At 73.6% G+C, this 20369-nt stretch carries 18 protein-coding genes, 1 pseudogene and 1 riboswitch; of the genes and pseudogenes, 11 read left to right on the plus strand and 8 right to left on the minus strand.

Translation table 11 applies throughout. From position 1 onward, the window contains the following. The first annotated feature begins 20 nt into the window (after positions 1-20). The 5 genes from F8R89_RS21670 (at position 21) to F8R89_RS21690 (ending at position 7167) form a co-directional block, all read left to right on the plus strand. On the plus strand, positions 21-1547 hold the full coding sequence (locus F8R89_RS21670) for an aldehyde dehydrogenase family protein (RefSeq protein WP_151785491.1): 1527 nt from the start codon (positions 21-23) through the stop codon (positions 1545-1547). Between the two features lie 74 nt (positions 1548-1621). Further along, positions 1622-3151, plus strand: a complete 1530-nt coding sequence (locus F8R89_RS21675; protein WP_151785492.1) for a GMC family oxidoreductase — start codon at positions 1622-1624, stop codon at positions 3149-3151. After that, positions 3151-4254, plus strand: a complete 1104-nt coding sequence (locus tag F8R89_RS21680; RefSeq protein ID WP_225994454.1) for a quaternary amine ABC transporter ATP-binding protein — start codon at positions 3151-3153, stop codon at positions 4252-4254. The genes F8R89_RS21675 and F8R89_RS21680 overlap by 1 nt, the downstream gene beginning before the upstream one ends. Further along, positions 4254-6203 carry an ABC transporter permease gene (locus tag F8R89_RS21685; protein ID WP_151785493.1) on the plus strand — a complete coding sequence of 650 codons (1950 nt, stop codon included), beginning with the start codon at positions 4254-4256 and terminating at the stop codon, positions 6201-6203. The genes F8R89_RS21680 and F8R89_RS21685 overlap by 1 nt, the downstream gene beginning before the upstream one ends. A gap of 1 nt (position 6204) precedes the next feature. Continuing rightward, positions 6205-7167: an ABC transporter substrate-binding protein gene (locus F8R89_RS21690; RefSeq protein ID WP_151785494.1), complete on the plus strand. Its 963-nt coding sequence runs from the start codon at positions 6205-6207 to the stop codon at positions 7165-7167. A gap of 81 nt (positions 7168-7248) precedes the next feature. On the opposite strand, the gene F8R89_RS21695 is transcribed toward F8R89_RS21690, so the two are convergent. After that, entirely contained in the window at positions 7249-7776 is a 528-nt protein-coding gene (locus tag F8R89_RS21695; RefSeq protein WP_151785495.1) for a carboxymuconolactone decarboxylase family protein, read from the minus strand. Positions 7777-7822: 46 nt separating this feature from the next. Between F8R89_RS21695 and F8R89_RS21700 the strand changes: the two genes are divergently transcribed. Next, positions 7823-9214, plus strand: coding sequence for a PLP-dependent aminotransferase family protein (locus F8R89_RS21700; protein WP_151785496.1), 1392 nt, complete (start codon positions 7823-7825; stop codon positions 9212-9214). On the opposite strand, the pseudogene F8R89_RS36820 reads toward F8R89_RS21700, so the two are convergent. After that, positions 9211-9568 (minus strand): annotated as a pseudogene (locus F8R89_RS36820) (hypothetical protein); the annotation flags it as partial. The gene F8R89_RS21700 and the pseudogene F8R89_RS36820 overlap by 4 nt on opposite strands. A gap of 140 nt (positions 9569-9708) precedes the next feature. On the opposite strand from F8R89_RS36820, the gene F8R89_RS21710 reads away from it, so the two are divergent. The 3 genes from F8R89_RS21710 (at position 9709) to F8R89_RS21720 (ending at position 12922) form a co-directional block, all read left to right on the plus strand. After that, on the plus strand, positions 9709-10041 hold the full coding sequence (locus F8R89_RS21710) for a hypothetical protein (RefSeq protein ID WP_151785497.1): 333 nt from the start codon (positions 9709-9711) through the stop codon (positions 10039-10041). 14 nt (positions 10042-10055) lie between these two features. After that, on the plus strand, positions 10056-11240 hold the full coding sequence (locus F8R89_RS21715; protein WP_151785498.1) for a glutathionylspermidine synthase family protein: 1185 nt from the start codon (positions 10056-10058) through the stop codon (positions 11238-11240). Between the two features lie 106 nt (positions 11241-11346). Further along, a riboswitch (ZMP/ZTP riboswitch) is annotated at positions 11347-11442 on the plus strand. Positions 11443-11473: 31 nt separating this feature from the next. Further along, positions 11474-12922 (plus strand): glycine hydroxymethyltransferase, encoded by a 1449-nt coding sequence (locus tag F8R89_RS21720; protein ID WP_151785499.1) that lies wholly within the window; start codon positions 11474-11476, stop codon positions 12920-12922. A gap of 44 nt (positions 12923-12966) precedes the next feature. On the opposite strand, the gene F8R89_RS21725 is transcribed toward F8R89_RS21720, so the two are convergent. The 4 genes from F8R89_RS21725 to F8R89_RS21740 form a co-directional block, all read right to left on the minus strand. Then, complete coding sequence (locus tag F8R89_RS21725; protein ID WP_413251264.1) at positions 12967-13656, minus strand: hypothetical protein; 690 nt, start codon at positions 13654-13656, stop codon at positions 12967-12969. A 135-nt stretch (positions 13657-13791) separates the two neighbouring features. Further along, the gene (locus tag F8R89_RS36255) at positions 13792-14517 is read right to left on the minus strand and encodes a hypothetical protein (RefSeq protein ID WP_225994455.1); all 726 of its coding nucleotides are present in this window, start codon (positions 14515-14517) and stop codon (positions 13792-13794) included. Between the two features lie 154 nt (positions 14518-14671). Next, the gene (locus F8R89_RS21735; protein ID WP_413251265.1) at positions 14672-15547 is read right to left on the minus strand and encodes a hypothetical protein; all 876 of its coding nucleotides are present in this window, start codon (positions 15545-15547) and stop codon (positions 14672-14674) included. Further along, a complete protein-coding gene (locus F8R89_RS21740; RefSeq protein WP_192806189.1) occupies positions 15531-16133 on the minus strand; it encodes an RNA polymerase sigma factor in 603 nt (200 codons plus the stop codon). The genes F8R89_RS21735 and F8R89_RS21740 overlap by 17 nt, the downstream gene beginning before the upstream one ends. A 133-nt stretch (positions 16134-16266) precedes the next feature. Between F8R89_RS21740 and trpS the strand changes: the two genes are divergently transcribed. Next, positions 16267-17334, plus strand: coding sequence for a tryptophan--tRNA ligase (gene trpS / locus F8R89_RS21745; protein WP_225994456.1), 1068 nt, complete (start codon positions 16267-16269; stop codon positions 17332-17334). 205 nt (positions 17335-17539) lie between these two features. Then, the gene (locus tag F8R89_RS21750) at positions 17540-18118 is read left to right on the plus strand and encodes a 2'-5' RNA ligase family protein (RefSeq protein ID WP_151785502.1); all 579 of its coding nucleotides are present in this window, start codon (positions 17540-17542) and stop codon (positions 18116-18118) included. Between the two features lie 9 nt (positions 18119-18127). On the opposite strand, the gene F8R89_RS21755 is transcribed toward F8R89_RS21750, so the two are convergent. After that, on the minus strand, positions 18128-18883 hold the full coding sequence (locus F8R89_RS21755; protein ID WP_151785503.1) for a decaprenylphospho-beta-D-erythro-pentofuranosid-2-ulose 2-reductase: 756 nt from the start codon (positions 18881-18883) through the stop codon (positions 18128-18130). A gap of 32 nt (positions 18884-18915) precedes the next feature. Beyond that, on the minus strand, positions 18916-20271 hold the full coding sequence (locus F8R89_RS21760; protein ID WP_151785504.1) for an FAD-binding oxidoreductase: 1356 nt from the start codon (positions 20269-20271) through the stop codon (positions 18916-18918). Positions 20272-20369 lie beyond the last annotated feature (98 nt).

Below are 20369 nucleotides of genomic sequence, written 5' to 3' on the forward strand. Positions count from 1 at the left end.
AACGGAAGGCAACACCGATCATGGCGGACAGTACGGAACTGACGGCACGCGGCACCATCCACGTGGGAGGGGCATGGCGCGGCGCCGTCTCCGGCGCGACGCGCGAGATCCTCGACCCCGCGGACGCGGCGCCGTTCGCCGTGGTCGCCGAGGGTGACGAACAGGACGTCGACCTCGCGGTGGAGGCCGCCCGGCGCGCCTTCGACGGCGGTCAGGGCGCCTGGCCGCAAACCCCGGTCGCCGACCGCGCGGCCCTGCTGCGCCGGGTCGCCGACCTCCTCACGCGCGACCGCGACAAGCTCGGCCTGCTGGAGAGCCGCGACGCCGGCAAGACCGTCGAGGAGGGGCGCGTCGACATCGACTGCGTCGCCGACGCCTTCCGCTACTTCGCCGACCTGGTCGCCGCCGAGGCCCCCGGCCGGGTCGTCGACGCCGGTTCCCCCGACATCCACAGCGTCGTCGTGCACGAGCCGGTCGGCGTCTGCGCGCTGATCACGCCGTGGAACTACCCGCTGCTCCAGGCCAGCTGGAAGATCGCCCCGGCGCTCGCCGCCGGGAACACCTTCGTCGTCAAGCCCAGCGAGATCACCCCGCTGACGACGATCGCCCTGATCGACCTGCTCGTCGAGGCGGGCCTGCCCACCGGTGTCGCCAACATCGTCACCGGCCCCGGCCACTCCGTCGGCGCCCGGCTCTCCGAGCACCCCGACGTCGACCTCGTCTCCTTCACCGGCGGCCTGGCCAGCGGCACCAAGGTGGCGCGGGCCGCCGCACCCACCGTCAAGAAGGTCGCGCTCGAACTCGGCGGCAAGAACCCCAACGTGGTCTTCGCCGACGCCTGCGCCACCGACGAGGGCTTCGACACCGCCGTCGACCAGGCCCTCAACGCCGCGTTCATCCACAGCGGCCAGGTCTGCTCGGCCGGTTCCCGCCTCATCGTCGAGGAGTCCGTCCGGGACCGCTTCGTCGGCGAACTCGCCCGCCGGGCGCAGAAGATCCGCCTCGGCCGCGGCACAGCCGACGGCGTCGAGTGCGGCCCGCTCGTCTCCGAGCAGCAGCGCGACAAGGTCGAGGCGTACGTCGAGTCCGCGCTCAAGGAGGGCGCCGTGCTGCGCTCCGGCGGCCGGCGTCCCGAGCCGTCCGCCGACCGCCCGGCGAGCGGCTGGTTCTACGAGCCGACCGTCCTCGACCACTGCCACCGCGAGATGCGCGTCGTCCGCGAGGAGGTCTTCGGCCCGGTCCTCACCGTCGAGACCTTCCGCACCGAGGACGAGGCCGTCGCCCTCGCCAACGACACCGAGTACGGCCTCGCCGGCGCCGTGTGGACCGCCGACGCGGGCCGGGCCCGCCGGGTCGCCGGACGGCTGCGCCACGGCACCGTCTGGATCAACGACTTCCACCCCTACCTCCCGCAGGCGGAGTGGGGCGGCTTCGGCAAGAGCGGTGTGGGACGCGAACTCGGCCCCGCCGGGCTCGCCGAGTACCGGGAGGCCAAGCACGTCTACCAGAACCTGGCGCCGCGGCCGGTCCGCTGGTTCTCCGGCTGACATCGCCCTCTCCCCACCGCTCACGACTTCGCTCACCGCTCACGACTTCGCGAGATCCCTGGAGTACCCCGCTCATGTCCGAGAACACCCCTGTCTACGACTACGTCGTCGTCGGAGGCGGCACCGCGGGTTCCGTGATCGCCTCCCGGCTCACCGAGAACCCGGACGTCACCGTCGCCGTCATCGAGGGCGGCCCCAGCGACGTCGGCCGGGACGACGTCCTGACCCTGCGCCGCTGGATGGGCCTGCTCGGCGGCGAACTGGACTACGACTACCCGACCACCGAACAGCCGCGCGGCAACAGCCACATCCGGCACAGCCGGGCCCGCGTCCTCGGCGGCTGCTCCTCGCACAACACCCTCATCGCCTTCAAGCCGCTGCCGTCCGACTGGGACGAGTGGGAGGCGGCCGGCGCCGAGGGCTGGGGCGCGGTGCCCATGGAGGCGTACTACGCCCGGCTGAAGAACAACATCGTCCCGGTCGACGAGAAGGACCGGAACGCCATCGCCCGCGACTTCGTCGACGCGGCCCAGGACACGCTCGGCGTGCCCCGCGTCGAGGGCTTCAACAAGAAGCCGTTCACCGAGGGCGTCGGCTTCTTCGACCTCGCCTACCACCCCGAGAACAACAAGCGCTCCTCGGCGTCGGTGGCGTATCTGCACCCCGTGATGGACGAGCGGGAGAACCTCACGATCCTGCTGGAGACGTGGGCGTACAAGCTGGAACTGGACGGCACCCGCGCCGAGGGCGTGCACGTGCGCGCCAAGGACGGCCGGGAGACGCTGATCCGGGCCCGCCGCGAGGTCGTCCTGTGCGCCGGAGCCGTCGACACCCCCCGGCTGCTGCTGCACTCCGGCGTCGGCCCGGAGCGGGACCTGACGAAGCTGGGCATCCCGGTCGCCCACGACCTGCCCGGCGTCGGCGAGAACCTGCTCGACCACCCCGAGTCCGTGATCGTCTGGGAGACGAACGGACCCATCCCCGACAACTCCGCGATGGACTCCGACGCGGGCCTTTTCGTGCGGCGCGACCCCGAACACCAGGGCCCCGACCTGATGTTCCACTTCTACCAGATCCCCTTCACGGACAACCCGGAGCGACTGGGCTACCAGCGGCCCGAGTTCGGCGTCTCGATGACCCCGAACATCCCCAAGCCCAAGAGCCGCGGCCGGCTGTACCTGACCAGTGCCGACCCGTCCGTGAAGCCCGCGCTGGACTTCCGGTACTTCACCGACGAGGACGACTACGACGCCCGCACCCTCGTCGACGGCATCCGCATCGCCCGCGAGATCGCGAAGTCGGAGCCCCTCGCGCACTGGCTCAAGCGCGAGGTCTGCCCCGGACCGGACATCACCGGCGACGAGGAGCTGAGCGAGTACGCGCGCAAGGTCGCGCACACCGTGTACCACCCGGCCGGCACCTGCCGTATGGGCGCCGCCGACGACGAACTGGCCGTCGTGGACCCCGAACTGCGGGTCCGCGGCCTCGAAGGCATCCGAATAGCCGATGCCTCCGTCTTCCCGACCATGACCGCCGTGAACCCGATGATCGGGGTGCTCATGGTCGGGGAGAAGGCGGCGGACCTGATGGGAGGTGAGGCGTGATGAGTACCACCGCTCCCCTGACGCCTCGGAACGAGACACCCGAGACCCGTAAACCCCCGGCCGGCGAGCCGGTGTTCTCCGTCGAAGGCCTGTGGAAGGTCTTCGGCCCCAAGGCGCACCGGGTCCCCGCCGACCCGGAACTGGCCGCGCTCCCGGCCGCCGAACTGCGGGAACGCACCGGCTGCACGGCGGCCGTACGGGACGTCTCCTTCGACGTCCGCAAGGGCGAGGTCTTCGTCGTCATGGGCCTGTCCGGCTCCGGCAAGTCCACGCTCGTGCGCTGCCTGACCCGGCTCATCGAGCCGACCGCCGGCACCATCGCCATCGACGGCGAGGACGTCCGCGCCATGGACCGCGGCCGGCTGCGCGAACTGCGCCGGCACCGCGCCGCTATGGTCTTCCAGCACTTCGGCCTGCTCCCGCACCGCACCGTCCTCGACAACGTGGCGTACGGGCTGGAGATCCAGGGCCTCGGCAAGGCCGCGCGCCGCGAGCGGGCCGCCGAGGTCGTGGCCAAGGTCGGCCTGGAGGGCATGGAGCACCGCCGCCCCGGCCAGCTCTCCGGCGGTCAGCGCCAGCGCGTCGGGCTCGCCCGCGCCCTCGCCGTCGACCCCGAGGTGCTGCTCTTCGACGAGCCGTTCAGCGCGCTCGACCCGCTGATCCGGCGGGACATGCAGGAGGAGGTCGTCCGCCTGCACCACGAGGAGGGCCGCACGATGGTCTTCATCACGCACGACCTCAGCGAGGCCCTGAAGCTCGGTGACCGCATCGCGCTCATGCGCGACGGCCGGGTCGTCCAGCTCGGCACCCCCGAGGAGATCGTCGGCTCCCCTGCCGACGACTACGTCCGCGAGTTCGTCCGCGACGTCCCGCGCGAACAGGTCATGACGGTCCGCACCGCCATGCGTCCCGCCTCCGCCGACGAGACCGGCAGCGGACCGGCCCTCGCGCCCGACGCCACGGTGTCCGAGGCGATCGAGGCCGTGGCCCGCACCGGCTCCGCGGCCCGGGTCGTCGAGGACGGCCGCTGCCTGGGGGTGGTGGACCACGAACGGCTTCTCGGCGTCGTGGCCGGAACGGAGCAGCCCAAGGGGGCGGTCTGATGGCGACCGTCACCGCCGCCGCCCCGCGCCCCGCCGCGCCGGGCCTCCTCGCGCGCCCCGCCGTCCGCAAGCTCGCGGTGCTCGCCGTCGGCGCCGCGATCCTGGTGCCGCTGGCCCACGCCCGCTGGTCCAGCGGCAGCTGGCCGGCCGCGCTCACCGTCGACGTGTCCGGGCCGCTGACCGACACCAGCACCTGGATCATCGACAACCGCGACAGCCACCCGCTGTTCCTCTACTTCTTCGGGCACATCAGCAACGCCGTCGTGCTCGCCGTACGCGGCGTCTACCTCGTGCTGCTCGCCGCGGGCTGGGCCGGTGTCACCGCCGCCGCGGCCCTTGTCGCCTGGCGCGTCGCCGGGTGGCGGCTCGCCGCCGGGACCGGCGCCGCGTTCCTCGCCTGCGGGCTCCTCGGCATGTGGGTGCCGACCACGCAGACCCTCGCCCTGATGGTCGTGGCCGTCCTCGCCTCGGTCGTCGTCGGCGCCCTGCTGGGGCTCGCCGCCGGCCTGTCCGACCGGGCGGAGAAGGTCCTGCGCCCCGTCCTGGACACCATGCAGGTGCTGCCCGCCTTCGCGTACCTGCTGCCCGTCGTGCTGGTCTTCGGCATCGGCGTGCCCGCCGCCGTCCTCGCCACCGTCGTCTACGCCGCCCCGCCGATGGCCCGGCTCACCGCCCTCGGGCTGCGCGGCGCCGACAAGGAGGTCCTGGAGGCCGTCGAGTCGCTCGGCGCGACCGCGCGGCAGCGCCTGCTGACCGCCCGCATCCCGCTGGCCCGCAAGGAACTCCTGCTCGGCCTCAACCAGACGATCATGATGGCGCTGTCGATGGCCGTCATCGCCTCCGTCATCGGCGCGGGCGGCCTCGGTGACCGCGTCTACCAGGCGCTGGCCTCCGTCGACGTCGGTGCCGCGCTCGCCGCCGGCATCCCGATCGTGCTGCTCGCCGTCGTCCTCGACCGCGTCACCGGCGCCGCCGGGGAGGCGCTCGGCGAGGAACCGCACCCGCACGGGCGGCGGCTGTGGCTCGTCGCCCTGGCCGGCACGGTCGCGGTGGCCGTCGCCGGACGCCTCGTCGGCCGGCTCGACTGGCCCGACGCCTGGGTCCTGAACATCGCCGAGCCCGTCAACCGCGCCGTCGACTGGATGACCGCGCACCTCTACTCCGGGGTGCCCGTCGTCGGCGGCACCGCCGACTGGGCCGGCCACTTCACCACCTGGGTCCTCGACCCGGTGCGCGCCGGCCTGCAGGGCCTGCCGTGGTGGGCGGTCCTGCTGATCGTCGCCGCGCTCGCCTGGCTGATCGGCACCTGGCGGACCGCGCTGACCGCCGTCCTCGCGATGGCCGCGATCGGCGTGCTCGGTGTGTGGAAGCCGTCGCTCGACACGCTCTCCCAGGTCCTCACGGCCGTCGCCGTCACCCTCGTCATCGGCTTCGCGACCGGGGTCGCCGCCGCCCGCAGCGACCGCCTCGAACGCCTGCTGCGGCCCGTCCTGGACGTCTTCCAGACCATGCCGCAGTTCGTGTACCTCATCCCGGTCGTCGCCCTGTTCGGCGTGGGCCGCGCCCCCGCGGTCGCCGCGGCCGTCGTCTACGCGCTGCCCGCCGTCGTCCGCATCACCACGCAGGGCCTGCGCCAGGTCGACCCGGCCGCCCTGGAGTCGGCGCGCTCGCTCGGCGCGACCCCGGGCCAGCAGCTCCGCCAGGTCCAGCTCCCGCTCGCCCGCTCCGCGCTGCTGCTCGCCGTCAACCAGGGCGTCGTCCTGGTCCTCGCCGTCGTCATCATCGGCGGCCTGGTCGGCGGAGGCGCGCTCGGCTACGACGTCGTCTTCGGCCTCGCGCAGGGCGACCTGGCGACCGGACTGGTGGCCGGCGCCGCGATCGTCTGCCTCGGCCTGATGCTCGACCGGGTGACCCAGCCGACCGAACGCCGCGCGAGGAAGGGAGCCTGACATGCGACTGCGCATCCGTACGACGGCCGCCGTGGCCGTGGCGTCCTCGCTGGCGCTGCTCACCGGCTGCGGCGCCGCCGACATGACCAAGCAGGCGTCGCCGTTCGCCAACGCCAAGGGCGCGAAGACGGTCACGCTGTCCGTGCAGTCCTGGGTGGGCGCCCAGGCCAACGTGGCCGTCGCCCAGTACCTGCTGGAGCACGAGCTCGGCTACCGCGTCGACACCGTGCAGATCGACGAGGTGCCCGCCTGGGACGCGCTCAGCCAGGGCCGGGTCGACGCCCTCCTGGAGGACTGGGGGCACCCGGACGAGGAGCAGCGGTACGTCCAGGACAAGAAGACGATCGTGAACGCCGGCGACCTCGGGGTCACCGGGCACATCGGCTGGTACGTCCCCACGTACTTCGCGAAGGCCCACCCGGACGTCACCGACTGGAAGAACCTGAACAAGTACGCCGACCAGCTCCGTACGGCGGAGAGCGGCGGCAAGGGCCAGCTGATGGACGGCTCACCGTCCTACGTCACCAACGACAAGGCGCTGGTGAAGAACCTCGACCTGGACTACCAGGTGGTGTTCGCCGGCTCCGAGGCGGCGCAGATCACCCAGATCAAGCAGTTCGCCAAGGAGAAGAAGCCCTTCCTGACGTACTGGTACGAACCGCAGTGGCTGTTCGAGAAGGTCCCGATGACGGAGGTGAAGCTGCCCGAGTACAAGGAGGGCTGCGACGCCGACCCGGAGAAGGTCGCCTGCGCCTACCCGCACACCCCGCTCCAGAAGTACCTCAACGCGGACTTCGCGAAGAGCGGCGGTGACGCGGCGGCCCTGCTGAAGAACTTCAAGTGGACCACCGAGGACCAGAACGAGGTCTCCCTGCTGATCGCCGAGCAGAAGCTGTCCCCCGAGGAGGCGGCGAAGAAGTGGGTGGACCGCCACGAGGCGGACTGGAGGAAGTGGCTGCCCTGATCCGCACGGCACCCGCGCACCGGCCGAGGCCCGGCCTGATCCCGTCAGGGGGCATCAGGCCGGGCCTCGGCCGCTCGCGGCTCAGCCGTGCTGACCCGGCTGGTAGTGCCCCGGCGTCAGGCGGCAGGTCACGCCGAAGCGGTTCCAGGCGTTGATCACCGTGATCGCGGCGATCAGCTGGGACAGCTCCGCCTCCTCGAAGTGCGCGGCGGCCCGCTCGAACACCTCGTCCGGCACGAACCCGTCCGTGAGGACCGTGACGGCCTCCGTCAGCTCCAGCGCCGCGCACTCCTTCTCCGTGTAGAAGTGCCGGGACTCCTCCCAGGCGGCGAGCTGCACGATCCGCTCGACGCTCTCGCCGGCCGCGAGGGCGTCCTTGGAGTGCATGTCCAGGCAGTAGGCGCAGTGGTTGAGCTGGGAGGCGCGGACCTTCACCAGCTCCAGCAGCCGGGCGTCGAGGCCCTTCCGGGCGGCGGCGTCGAGGCGGACCATCGCCTTGTAGACCTCGGGGGAGTGCCGGACCCACTCCAGACGGGCGGGGTGCTCGGCGGCGTAGGAGTCGGCGGCGGGGGTGGCCGGGGCGGGCGTGGTGTTCGTCGTGGTCGTCATGCTTCGACCCTAGGAGCGAGGCAGCCCAGGAGTATGGTCCATTCCCATGGCGGAACGCTGGGCCACTTTCGGCATCGACCTGCACCTCGACCCCGCGGGCCCCGGGCTGCGCCGGGGCCTCACCGACGCCCTGCGCGAGGCCGTCCGCACCGGCCGGCTCGCGCCCGGCACCCGGCTGCCGTCCTCCCGCTCCCTCGCCGGGGACCTCGGCATCGCCCGCAACACCGTCGCCGACGCCTACGCCGACCTGGTCGCCGAGGGCTGGCTCACCGCACGGCAGGGATCGGGCACCCGCGTCGCCGACCGCCCCGTGATCCCGCCGCCCGGCACCCCCGTCCCACCCCGCCCGGAGAGCCCCCGCCCCGCCCACGACCTGGTCCCCGGCACCCCCGACCTCGCCGCGTTCCCGCGCACGGAGTGGCTGCGGGCCGCCCGCCGGGCCTTCCTCGCCGCACCCCACCAGGCCCTCGGCTACGGCGACCCGCGCGGCCGGCCCGAACTGCGCACCGCCCTCGCCGGCTACCTCGCCCGCGCCCGGGGCGTACGCGCCGACCCCGAGCACATCGTGGTGTGCTCCGGGTTCCTGCACGGCCTGCGCCTGCTCGGCCGGGTGCTGCGGGCACGCGGCGTCCGCACGGTCGCCGTGGAGTCGTACGGCCTCGCCCCGCACCGGCGGCAGCTGACGGCGGCCGGGCTGGCCATCCCGGCCCTGCCCTTCGACGCCCGCGGCACCGACCCGGCGGGGGTGCCCGACGACGCCGGGGCCGTCCTGCTCACCCCCGCCCACCAGTTCCCCATGGGCGTGCCCCTGCACCAGAGCCGCCGCACCCCCGTCGTGGAGTGGGCGCGCCGCACCGGCGGACTGGTCCTCGAGGACGACTACGACGGCGAGTTCCGCTACGACCGCCAGCCCGTCGGTGCCCTCCAGGGCCTGGACCCCGGCCGTGTCGTGTACCTGGGCACCGCCAGCAAGTCCCTCGCCCCCGGTCTGCGCCTGGCCTGGATGGTGCTGCCGCCCGCGCTGGTCGAGGAGGTGGTCGAGGCCAAGGGCGGCTCCGACACCTGCGGGGTCCTCGACCAGCTGACCCTGGCCGAGTTCCTCACCTCCGGCGCCTACGACCGGCACGTCCGCGCGGCCCGACTGCGCTACCGGCGCCGCCGGGACGCCCTGGTGCGGGCCCTCGCCGTCCACGCCCCGCACATCCCCGTCACCGGCATCGCCGCCGGCCTGCACGCCGTCCTGCGCCTCCCGCCCGGCACCGAGGGCACGGTCGTCCAGGCGGCCGCCTGGCAGAACCTGGCCCTGCACGGCCTCGGCTTCTACCGCCACGAAGAGGCCCTGGCCGACCCCCTGGACGCCCTCGTCGTGGGCTACGGCACCCCACCGGACCACGCGTGGGCGGGCACGCTGGAGGCGCTGTGCCGGGTGCTGCCCTGAGCGGCCGCCCGCCCCACACCGAAGCCGAACCCGGCCGCGAGCCCCAGCACCAGCCCGCGCCCCCGCTCCCGCAGCCGGCCCCGACCAGGCCCACGCCCAGCACGGCCAGCGCCACCCCGAGCATCGCGAACCTCAGGGCGTCCGGCCCCCCTTGTCGCCCTCCGTCCCCGAGGTGAGGCCCAGCATCGCCAGACCGGCGCACACCACGACCACCGCGCCCACTCGGCGCGGCTCAGCCAGCCGCAGCCGGGCCGCGACGACCCCGGTGACCGCGAGAGCGCTCGCGGTCCGCGCGGCCATGGCCTGGAGCACGGTCGCCGCTCCGAAGCAGACGGCCGCACCCAACGCGCACATCCTCCCCAACAGCACAAAGCGACTCCAGGGGAGGTGAAGATCGACGGCCCCACGCTGCCGACGCGTCCACCCGGTCTCTACGCTGTCTGCCTGACGAGCCACGGACAATGGCGGCAGGCATTTCCACGGGGGAGGCACACATGGCGGAAGGACGACGGCGGCTGCGCTCCAGCACGGTCGTGCTCGGAGGCATGGGGGTCATCGCCGCGGCGCTGACCTCCTGCGGCTCCGACCCCGACCGGCGCTGCGTCGACCGGGACAGCTACACCTACGAGGGCTACAAGGTCGTCGCGGACAAGAACTGCGCGTCGGGCTCCTCCTCCGGCAAGGGCCGCAAGACGTCCGGGCGGGCCGACGCCGCCTGGTACTACGACGCCGACGTGTCCCGCGGCCGCGCCGACCACGGCACCTTCAGCCGCAGCGAGGCCGTCGACCGGGGCGGCTTCGGCTGCTCCGGCAGCGGCGGCGGCTGAGCGGGGCCGCCCCGATGCAGCGTCGCACCGTCGAACCCCGCCCCGGCTGGCAGCGGACGGTCGAGGAGCAGGGCCTCGTCTACCCCCTCACCCGCCACCCCGACGGCTCCCTGCGCCCCTACTGGGACGAGAGCGCCTACTACGTCTTCTCCCTGGAGGAGATCGAGGCGCTGGAGGACGTCGTCTCGGAACTGCACCGCATGTGCCTCGCCGCGGCCGACCACATTGTCGCCGCGGACCGCTTCGCCGACCTCGGCATCACCGACCCGCGGGTCGTGGACGCGGTCGCCGAGTCCTGGCGCCGCCGCGCCGAACTCCCCTCGCTGTACGGCCGCTTCGACCTGCGCTACGACGGCACCGGCCCCGCCAAGCTGCTGGAGTACAACGCCGACACCCCGACCTCGCTCGTGGAGGCCGCCTCACCCCAGTGGTTCTGGATGGAGGAGCGCTTCCCCGGCGCCGACCAGTGGAACTCCCTCCACGAACGCCTGGTCGACGCCTGGCGGAACCAGGCCGGCCGGCTCCCGCCCGGCAGCCCCCTGTACTTCGCGTACTCCTCCGCCGACGAACTCGGCGAGGACCTGATGACCGTCGCCTATCTGAAGGAGACGGCCGAACAGGCCGGCCTGGACACCGGCTGGATCTCCATGGAGGAGATCGGCTGGGACCCCCTCTCGGGCCGCTTCGTCGACACCCGGCTCCGGTTCATCCGCAGCTGCTTCAAGCTCTACCCGTGGGAGTGGCTGACCACCGACCGCTTCGCCGGGCACGTCCTCGACACCCTCGACAACGGCGGCGGCACGGGCACCACCCTGTGGATCGAACCCGCCTGGAAGATGCTCCTCAGCAACAAGGCCCTCCTCGCCGTCCTGTGGGACCTCTTCCCTGACCACCCCAACCTGCTGCCCGCCCACCTCGACGGCCCCCGCGACCTGGCCGGCACGACCGGCTACGTCGCCAAGCCCCTGCTCGGCCGCGAGGGCGCCGGCGTCACCGTGCACGAGAAGGGCGCGCCCGCCGAGGTGCGCGACGAGCCCTGCTGCTACCAGCAGCTCGCCCCGCTCCCCACGTTCGACGGCAACCACGTCGTCCTCGGCGCCTGGGTGGTCGAGGACGAGCCCGCCGGACTCGGCATCCGCGAGTCCTCCGGGCTGATCACCGACGAGTACGCCCGCTTCCTCCCGCACGTGATCCTCTGACAGCCGTGACCCCGCCCCCGCCCGGCAGCCCGCGCCGGGCGGCCCCCGGCGCCCGGCCCGCATCGTGGACGTGCGGTCCCGCGCCCCGGACCGCCCGGTAGGCTGGCTCACGGGCCGTGACTGGCGCGCTGGGATGGACCAACCATCGGGGAGCGGCCCCTGGACCCGTCCAGACCGAGTGCCGTGCGCCTGGGCCGTCCCGTGAACGCTGCACACGACGTCCGGAGGTCCCCATGCCAGCCGAGTCCCTCTCTCCCGAGTCCACCGCCTTCCGTGCCGCCCTCGACGTGATCCGCGCCGTCGAGCCCCGCGTGGCCGACGCGATCGGCCAGGAGGTCGCCGACCAGCGCGAGATGCTCAAGCTGATCGCCTCCGAGAACTACGCCTCCCCGGCCACCCTGCTGGCCATGGGCAACTGGTTCAGCGACAAGTACGCCGAGGGCACCGTCGGCCGCCGCTTCTACGCCGGCTGCCGCAACGTCGACACTGTCGAGTCCCTGGCCGCCGAGCACGCCAAGGAGCTCTTCGGCGCCCGGCACGCCTACGTCCAGCCGCACTCCGGCATCGACGCCAACCTCGTCGCCTTCTGGGCCGTCCTCGCCGACCGGGTCGAGGCCCCCGCCCTGGAGAAGGCCGGCGTCCGCCAGGTCAACGACCTCTCCGAGGCCGACTGGGCCGAACTGCGCCGCGCCTTCGGCAACCAGCGCATGCTCGGCATGTCCCTCGACGCCGGCGGCCACCTCACCCACGGCTTCCGCCCGAACATCTCCGGCAAGATGTTCGACCAGCGCTCCTACGGCACCGACCCGGCCACCGGCCTGATCGACTACGAGGCCCTGCGCGCCTCCGCCCGCGAGTTCAAGCCGCTGATCATCGTCGCCGGCTACTCCGCGTACCCCCGTCTCGTGAACTTCCGGATCATGCGCGAGATCGCCGACGAGGTCGGCGCCACGCTCATGGTCGACATGGCCCACTTCGCCGGTCTCGTCGCCGGCAAGGTCCTCACCGGCGACTTCGACCCGGTCCCGCACGCCCAGATCGTCACCACCACCACCCACAAGTCGCTGCGCGGCCCGCGCGGCGGCATGGTGCTGTGCGACGACTCCCTCAAGGACCAGGTCGACCGCGGCTGCCCGATGGTCCTCGGCGGCCCGCTCCCGCACGTCATGGCCGCCAAGGCCGTCGCCCTCGCCGAGGCCCGGCAGCCCGCCTTCCAGGACTACGCCCAGCGCATCGTGGACAACTCCCGCGCGCTGGCCGAGGGCCTGACGCGCCGGGGCGCGACCCTGGTCACCGGCGGCACCGACAACCACCTGAACCTGATCGACGTCGCCTCCTCCTACGGCCTCACCGGCCGCCAGGCCGAGGCCGCGCTCCTCGACTCCGGCATCGTCACCAACCGCAACGCCATCCCGGCCGACCCGAACGGCGCCTGGTACACCTCCGGCATCCGCATCGGCACCCCCGCCCTGACCACCCGTGGCCTGGGCACCGCCGAGATGGACGAGGTCGCCGCCCTCATCGACCGCGTCCTCACCACCACCGAGCCGGGCACCACCAAGTCGGGCGCCCCCTCCAAGGCGGCCCACGTCCTCGACGCGAAGGTCTCCGACGAGATCTCCCGCCGGGCCACCGACCTCGTGGCCGGCTTCCCGCTGTACCCGCAGGTCGACCTGGGCTGACCCCCCCCGGCGGAGCGCCCCGGTCACCCGGCCTCGGGCCCGCCTCACCGGTCCAGGTCGATCAGCTCCTGGCGCGGCTCCTCCCGCGGCGGTCCGGCTCCCTGCCGGGCCGCCGCGCGGCGTATCAGCCCGGTCCCGATCGCCCCGGCCGCCACCCCGACGGCGAGCCCCGCCGCCGCCCACCCCAGGTCACCCGCACCCGGTCCCGAGCTCTCCCCGCCCCCGGCCACGGCCCCCGTCTCCGACGGGCCGCCCTCCGCTCCGCCCAGCAGCCGCCCCCGCTCCAGCCGCTGGAGAACGGACCGCGGCGCGCGATGCCAGCGGATGTCGTCGTCCTCGACGTCCGGTGCGAGGTCGGAGCGCACCCAGGGGGTGCCGTCGCCGGCCACGAACAGCTGGTCCTGCCGCCGCAGGGCCACGTCCCCGCCCGGCGCCCGGTCCGTCTGCGGCCAGCCGCCGACACCGGTCAGCCCCCAGAGGACGGTCAGGCGGACCGGCGGATGACGCCCCTCGACCCACGCCTCCGGCACCCGCTCGGTCCCCGTGTACGCGGGCTGGAACAGCTGCCACAGCCGGGCGAAGTCCCGGTCGCCGGAGTGCAGTGCCGTCGTGCGCCCACCGGTGCCCGCGACGACCACCGCCACATCGGGAACGTTCCGCACCCGCACCGGCGCCGCCGCAGCGCCCGCCACGGGCCCCCAGACCAGCGCCCCCGACACCAGCACGAGCACCACCGCAGCCCCCGCCCGTCCCGAATCGCCCGCACCCCACCGCCGCCACCCTCCCCACCGGCCGCGCCCCGCGTCCCTCGCCGCTTCCCTCGCCCACATGACTCCCACTCCCCGTCCGGCATGCCCGGACCTCGCCGCTCACACGTCCCGCAGCTCCTGACGCGGCCCCGGCTCACCGCGCAGCCGGTCCCAGGGGCGCCGGCTCACCCACGGGCGCAGGACCAGCGCCAGGACCGCTCCGGCCACCGCGCCCGGCCCGGCCCACCACCACCCCGTACCGGCACCCGGCCCGGACGACGCCCCGGCGGCGGGCGGCGCCGAGGCAGCGGCCTCAGAGGGCCCGGCGCCGGCTCCGGAGGGATCGGCGGCCGGTCCCGTCGGGACGTCCCGCGTCTCCTCGTACGCCCCCGGTGTCGAGGTCGGCCCGCCCGTCAGGTCGAGATCGTCGAACAGGGCGCGCAGCTCGTCCGGACGGGCGGCCCGGTACCAGGAGCCCCGGGTCTGCCGCTCGACGTCCATCGTCCGGAATATCCACACGTCCTTGCCGCGGGCCATGCGGTGGACCCGGTCGATGCGCCACGGCATCACGTCGTGCACCATCCAGGTGACGTTGATCTGGTCGGCCGCCATCAGCTCCTCGTCCGGCGGCTGCTCCCGGGATCCCCTGGCCGGGGTGCCGAGGAGCCTCTCCAGCGCGGCGTACTCACGGTCGGAGTTGTACAGCGCCGCCGTCCGCTGGTTCCCCGGTGCCGCCAGGAGCACGCTGGTCGGCCCGCCCGCGGACGCCATCGGCGCCGCTCCCCACAGCAGCAGGGCACAGCCCGCCAGCAACGCCCCGCCCATGCCCGCGAGTCGGCGCCCCACGCCCCGCAGTCGGCCCTCTCCCACTCCCCACATCCGAACCCCCAACCCGAGCGGTCCCCTCGCGGCCCGTCCCCGAGCCGCATGTCACTTCTGGTACACCGCCCGACCCCTCCCGGTTCCCATCCCGGGCCCGGCTTTTCCGACCGACCCGCCCTCAGTCCTCCAGCGACCGGGCGATCTCGGTCGCCCGCCCGACCGCCTCGACGCCCTCCAGCCGCAGCGTCACCGTCTCGGCCCCGGCCTGGTGCGTCCACAGCAACGTCGGACCGGCCGGGCGGACCTCCCGCTGGAAGGCGCCGTGCGCGTCCGTGAGCCAGACGGTGAGCAGATGCGGCCGGTCGAACCACAGAGCCGTCTCGGGTGCGTCGCCGTCCGTCCCCTCCGGCCCGAGCGTGATCCACCGCGGCTGGACGGGGACGGTCTTGCCGAAGCGGACGTCGAGCCCGGCCCGCCGCTCGTCCAGCCGGACCGTGCGCCCGTCGTCGTACCAGCAGAGGCTGATCAGGAACCGGTCGCGCGGCTCACGGGTCACGGCGACCGCGTCCGGGGCCCCGAGCCGCGCGGGCACCACCGGGGCGAACCCGGCGCGGCGCTCCGCCTCGGCGAGCGGCACCGATCCCCCGCAGCCGGGGACCCGGGCGCCGGGCGAAGGCGTCGCCGACGGGTCGTACCGGATCTCGGCGCCCGCGAAGCCGAACCAGTCGAGGACGGCCGCCCGCACCGGAGGCGTGAGCACGAGCACCGCCACCAGACCGCACAGCGCGGCGGTCAGCGCACGCCACCGCCGCCGGACCCAGCGCCGCAGGGCGCGCAGCCGCTGGCGAGGGCCCGGCGGTTCGGGCGCGGTGGCGGACAGATGCCCGGCGAGTATCTCGGTCAGCACCCGCTCGACCATCGTCTCGGCGCCGTCCGGCCCGCCGCGCGCGTCCAGGGAACGCCCGAGCGCCCGCAGCTCCTCGGGAAGGCCGGAGCGCTCCCCGCCGTGATCGCGGCCCTCGCCGGCCGCCCGTCCGTCACCCACGCCCCTCACCCCCTTCCCGAGGCTCGAACTCCGGCAGCAGCCGCCCGAGCTTGCGCAGCGCCCGATTCAGCCGGGACTTCACCGTGCCACGGGGCCAGCCCAGTGCCTGGGCCGTCTCGGTCTCGTCCATCTCCAGGAGATAGCGGTAGGTGACGACCAGCCGGTGCTCCTCGCTCAGCCGGCCGAGGGCGGCCTGGAGCGCGGCCCGGCGCTCCCGCTCCAGCGCGGCGACTGCCGGGTCCGCCGACGCCGGTATCAGCGGGTCCGCCTCGGCCAGCGCGGCCTCGCGCCCGGCGAGGGTCCGCCGGCGGGCCGCCGCCCGCACTGTGTTCCTCGTCTCATTGGCCACGATCGACAGCAGCCACGGCCGGAAGGCCGAGCCGTCCTTGAACCGGCCCAGCGAGCAGTACGCCTTGACGAACGCCTGCTGCACCACGTCCTCCGCGTCCGCACCCGCGCCCAGCGCGGCGGCCGCCCTGAGCGCGATACCCGTATGAGCCCGCACCAGCTGCGCGTACGCCTCCGGCTCCCCGGCGCGTACGCGTGCGATCACCGCGGCCTCATCGACGATGCGGCCCCCCTCCCGCGTCCTCACATCTTTGGTACACCGCCCGGGCCGGATCGGTTCCCATCCCGTCGTGACCCGTTTTCAGACCCGTCGTGACCCGTTTCCCGACCCGTCGTGGCCCGTTCCGGACCGCCCCCCGGGACCTGAGAGAATGGGGGGCATGGCCACTGATCGCCCCCTCGCCGCCCACGACCACCCGCAGGGGAACGGTTCCGCCGTGCCGGGCAGCCCGCGCGTACTCTCCGGGATCCAGCCCACCGCCGGTTCGTTCCACCTCGGCAACTACCTCGGCGCCGTCCGCCAGTGGGTGGCGCTCCAGGACACCCACGACGCGTTCTACATGGTCGTCGACCTGCACGCGATCACGGTCCCGCAGGACCCGGCCGAGCTGCGCGCCAACACCCGGCTCGCCGCCGCCCAGCTGCTGGCCGCCGGCCTCGACCCGGACCGCTGCACGCTGTTCGTGCAGAGCCACGTCCCCGAGCACGCCCAGCTCGCCTGGGTGATGAACTGCCTCACCGGCTTCGGCGAGGCCAGCCGCATGACCCAGTTCAAGGACAAGTCCGCCAAGCAGGGCGCGGACCGCGCCTCGGTCGGCCTGTTCACGTACCCGGTGCTCCAGGTCGCGGACATCCTGCTGTACCAGGCCAACGAGGTACCCGTCGGCGAGGACCAGCGCCAGCACATCGAGCTCACCCGTGACCTCGCCACGCGCTTCAACGGCCGTTTCGGCGAGACCTTCACGCTCCCGAAGCCGTACATCCTCAAGGAGACGGCGAAGATCTACGACCTCCAGGACCCGTCGATCAAGATGAGCAAGTCGGCGTCCACGCCGAAGGGCCTGATCAACCTCCTGGACGAGCCGAAGGCCACCGCGAAGAAGGTCAAGAGCGCGGTCACCGACACGGACACCGTCATCCGCTACGACGCCGAGAACAAGCCGGGCGTCAGCAACCTGCTCACGATCTACTCGACCCTCACGGGTACGGGAATCGGGGAACTGGAGCAGAAGTACGACGGCAAGGGCTACGGTGCGCTCAAGACGGACCTCGCCGAGGTCATGGTCGAGTTCGTGACGCCCTTCCGGGAGCGCACCCAGCAGTATCTGGACGACCCGGAGACGCTCGACTCGATCCTGGCCAAGGGGGCGGAGAAGGCGCGTGCCGTCGCCGCGGAGACGCTCTCCCAGGCGTACGACAGGGTCGGCTTCCTGCCCGCCAAGCACTGACCCCGCCCCACCGGGGGCGGCGGGACGCGGTGGTGCGCCGGACGCACCACCGCACAGCGCTGCACATCACTTCGGTTGCGCCTGCCCGCGGCGGGGCCGTGGCCGTACAGTCGATAACGGGTGACGGCATGGGCCGTCACCCGCGCTCACCCGATGGGCACGAGCTCCGCGACGGCGGACTCACCGACGAACGACAGGAGACGACGTGGGGACCGTAACGATCGGCGTGTCGATCGCGGTCCCGGAGCCTCACGGCAGCCTGCTCCAGGAGCGGCGCGCGGGCTTCGGCGACGCCGCGGCTCACGGCATCCCCACGCACGTCACCCTGCTGCCGCCGACCGAGGTCGACGCCTCGCTGCTGCCCGCGATCGAGGCGCATCTGGCGGAGGTCGCGGCGCACGGGCGTCCCTTCCCGATGCGGCTGTCCGGCACGGGCACCTTCCGGCCGCTGTCGCCGGTCGTCTTCGTCCAGGTCGTCGAGGGCGCCGAGGCCTGCACGTGGCTGCAGAAGCAGGTCCGGGACGCCTCCGGGCCGGTCGCGCGCGAGCTGCAGTTCCCGTACCACCCGCATGTGACCGTCGCCCACGGCATCGACGAGGAGTCGATGGACCGCGCGTTCGAGGAGCTGGCCGACTACCGGGCCGAGTGGCCCTGCACCGGCTTCGCCCTGTACGAGCAGGGCGCCGACGGCGTCTGGCGCAGGCTGCGGGACTTCACCTTCGGCGGTCCGGTGGTGCCCCCGCAGGCCGGCCGCGTCGAGCGCGGGTCCATCCCGGCGTCGTAGCCGCCGTCCTCACACGGGCAGCCGGCGGAAGACCGCGCGCGGGACGTGCCGCAGCGCCGACATCACCACGCGGAGCGTGCCCGGCACCCACACCGTCTCGGAGCGCCGCCGCAGCCCCACCTCGATCGCCGTGGCGACCGCCTCCGGGGTGGTCGCGAACGGCACCTCCTCGCGGCCGGCGGTCATCCTCGTACGCACGAACCCCGGGCGTACGACCATGACGTGCACGCCGGTGCCGTGCAGCGCGTCGCCCAGTCCCTGTGTGAAGGCGTCCAGGCCGGCCTTGCTGGAGCCGTAGATGAAGTTGGCGCGGCGCGCCCGCTCGCCGGCGACCGACGACAGCACGACCAGTGAGCCGTGCCCCTGGGACTGCAGGGCGCAGGCGCTGACCAGGGCGGCGGAGACGGCACCCGTGTAGTTGGTCTGGGCGACCCGGACCGCGTTCAGCGGCTCGCGTTCGTCGCGCGCCTGGTCGCCGAGGATGCCGAAGGCGAGCAGCACCATGTCGATGTCGCCCTCGGCGAACACCTTGCCGAGCACCGCCTCGTGGGACTCGGGGTCGAGCGCGTCGAAGGCGACCGTGCGCACGTCGGCCCCGAGGGCCCCGAGCTCTGCGGCGGACCGGTCCAGGGCGGGTGAGGGGCGGCCCGCCAGCCAGACGGTGCGGGTGCGGCGCGTGATCAGCCGGCGGGCGGTGGCCAGCGCGATCTCGGATGTGCCGCCGAGGACGAGCAGGGACTGGGGAAGGCCGAAGGCGTCCTTCACGACAACTCCTTGGGGGGAATGGGAAGCCGGGGTCAGAGGTCGAGGCGGCGGGCCAGGTCGGAGACGAGGACGCCGCGCGGGTCCATACGGGCGCGCAGCGCGCGGAAGTCGTCCAGGCGCGGGTACATCGCGGCGAGCAGTTCGGGCCGCAGCCGGGAGTCCTTGGCGAGGTACACCCGTCCGCCGGCCGTGGCCACGTCCTCGTCGAACGTGTCCAGGAGGGCACCGAGGCCCGGCAGTCCGGCGGGGATGTCCAGGGCCAGGGTCCAGCCGGGCCGCGGGAACGAGAGCCAGCCCGGGTCGGCGTCCCCGAACCGCTTGAGGACGGCCAGGAAGGACGGGCAGCGGTGCTCGGAGACCCGCCGCACGATCCGGCGCAGGGTGTCCTCCTGGCCGTGCCCGACGGTGAACTGGTACTGCACGAAGCCGCTCCGGCCGTAGATCCGGTTCCAGTGCGGCACCCCGTCCAGGGGGTGGAAGAAGGCGGACAGCTTCTGGAGCTGGCCGGTCCGCGCGCGGGGCGCCCTGCGGTACCAGAGCTCGTTGAACCAGCCGACCGTACGGCGGCTCAGCAGCCCCTCGGGCAGGACGGCGGGGACCGCGGGCAGCCGGGAGGGCCGGAACTCGAGCGGGTGCCTTCGCGCGCGCGTGCCCTTCGGCAGCGCGTCCAGGGGGGCGTGGTCGCCGCGGGTGAGCACCGCGCGCCCGGTCGAGGCGCCGCGTGCCAGCAGGTCGATCCAGGCGACCGAGTAGCGGTACTGGTCGTCGGTGGCCGTCATCCGGGCCATCACGTCGTCCAGGTCGCGGGCCCGCTCGGTGTCGACCGTCATCAGCGAGGTCCGCACCGGCTGGAGTTGCACGGTGGCGGTGAGGATCACACCGGTCAGGCCCATGCCGCCGGTGGTGGCGTCGAACAGGGGGGTGCCGCGCGGGACCGTGCGGATCTCGCCGTCGGCCGTGAGGAGTTCCAGCGACAGGACGTGCCGGGAGAAGGAGCCGGACACATGGTGGTTCTTGCCGTGGATGTCCGCGCCGATCGCGCCGCCGACCGTCACATAGCGGGTCCCGGGGGTGACGGGCACGAACCAGCCGAGTGGCAGCAGCACCTCCATGAGCCGGTGCAGGGAGACGCCCGCGTCGCACGAGACGACCCCGCCCGCCGCGTCGACGGCGTGCACCCGGTCCAGGGCGGTCATGTCGATGACCGTGCCCCCGGCGTTCTGCGCCGCGTCCCCGTACGCCCGTCCCAGGCCCCGCGGGATCCCGCCGCGCGCCCCGCAGGCGCGGACCGCGGCCGCGGCCTCCTCGTAGGTCCGCGGGCGGATCAGCAGGGAGGTGGTGGGGGCGGTGCGGCCCCATCCCGTGACGGAGACGGTGTCGGCAGGCATGTCGGCGACCGTAGCGCCCGCTTGTGCGGCATTACTTCTGAAACATCCCACCCCTCCCCGAAATGGGTGATTAATGGGATGTCGCTCAATATTGCCGT

It is taken from the genome of Streptomyces sp. SS1-1 (assembly GCF_008973465.1).
Taxonomy (GTDB): domain Bacteria; phylum Actinomycetota; class Actinomycetes; order Streptomycetales; family Streptomycetaceae; genus Streptomyces.

Excerpts from the sequence above, each read along its gene's own strand:
- F8R89_RS21710 (WP_151785497.1), top strand. The coding sequence starts at position 9,709 with ATGGCGGAAGGACGACGGCGGCTGCGCTCCAGCACGGTCGTGCTCGGA.
- F8R89_RS21675 (WP_151785492.1), top strand. The coding sequence starts at position 1,622 with ATGTCCGAGAACACCCCTGTCTACGACTACGTCGTCGTCGGAGGCGGC.
- F8R89_RS21715 (WP_151785498.1), top strand. The coding sequence starts at position 10,056 with ATGCAGCGTCGCACCGTCGAACCCCGCCCCGGCTGGCAGCGGACGGTC.
- F8R89_RS21760 (WP_151785504.1), bottom strand. The coding sequence starts at position 20,271 with ATGCCTGCCGACACCGTCTCCGTCACGGGATGGGGCCGCACCGCCCCC.
- F8R89_RS21680 (WP_225994454.1), top strand. The coding sequence starts at position 3,151 with ATGAGTACCACCGCTCCCCTGACGCCTCGGAACGAGACACCCGAGACC.
- F8R89_RS21690 (WP_151785494.1), top strand. The coding sequence starts at position 6,205 with ATGCGACTGCGCATCCGTACGACGGCCGCCGTGGCCGTGGCGTCCTCG.
- trpS (WP_225994456.1), top strand. The coding sequence starts at position 16,267 with ATGGCCACTGATCGCCCCCTCGCCGCCCACGACCACCCGCAGGGGAAC.
- F8R89_RS21670 (WP_151785491.1), top strand. The coding sequence starts at position 21 with ATGGCGGACAGTACGGAACTGACGGCACGCGGCACCATCCACGTGGGA.
- F8R89_RS21720 (WP_151785499.1), top strand. The coding sequence starts at position 11,474 with ATGCCAGCCGAGTCCCTCTCTCCCGAGTCCACCGCCTTCCGTGCCGCC.
- F8R89_RS21700 (WP_151785496.1), top strand. The coding sequence starts at position 7,823 with ATGGCGGAACGCTGGGCCACTTTCGGCATCGACCTGCACCTCGACCCC.
- F8R89_RS21695 (WP_151785495.1), bottom strand. The coding sequence starts at position 7,776 with ATGACGACCACGACGAACACCACGCCCGCCCCGGCCACCCCCGCCGCC.
- F8R89_RS21685 (WP_151785493.1), top strand. The coding sequence starts at position 4,254 with ATGGCGACCGTCACCGCCGCCGCCCCGCGCCCCGCCGCGCCGGGCCTC.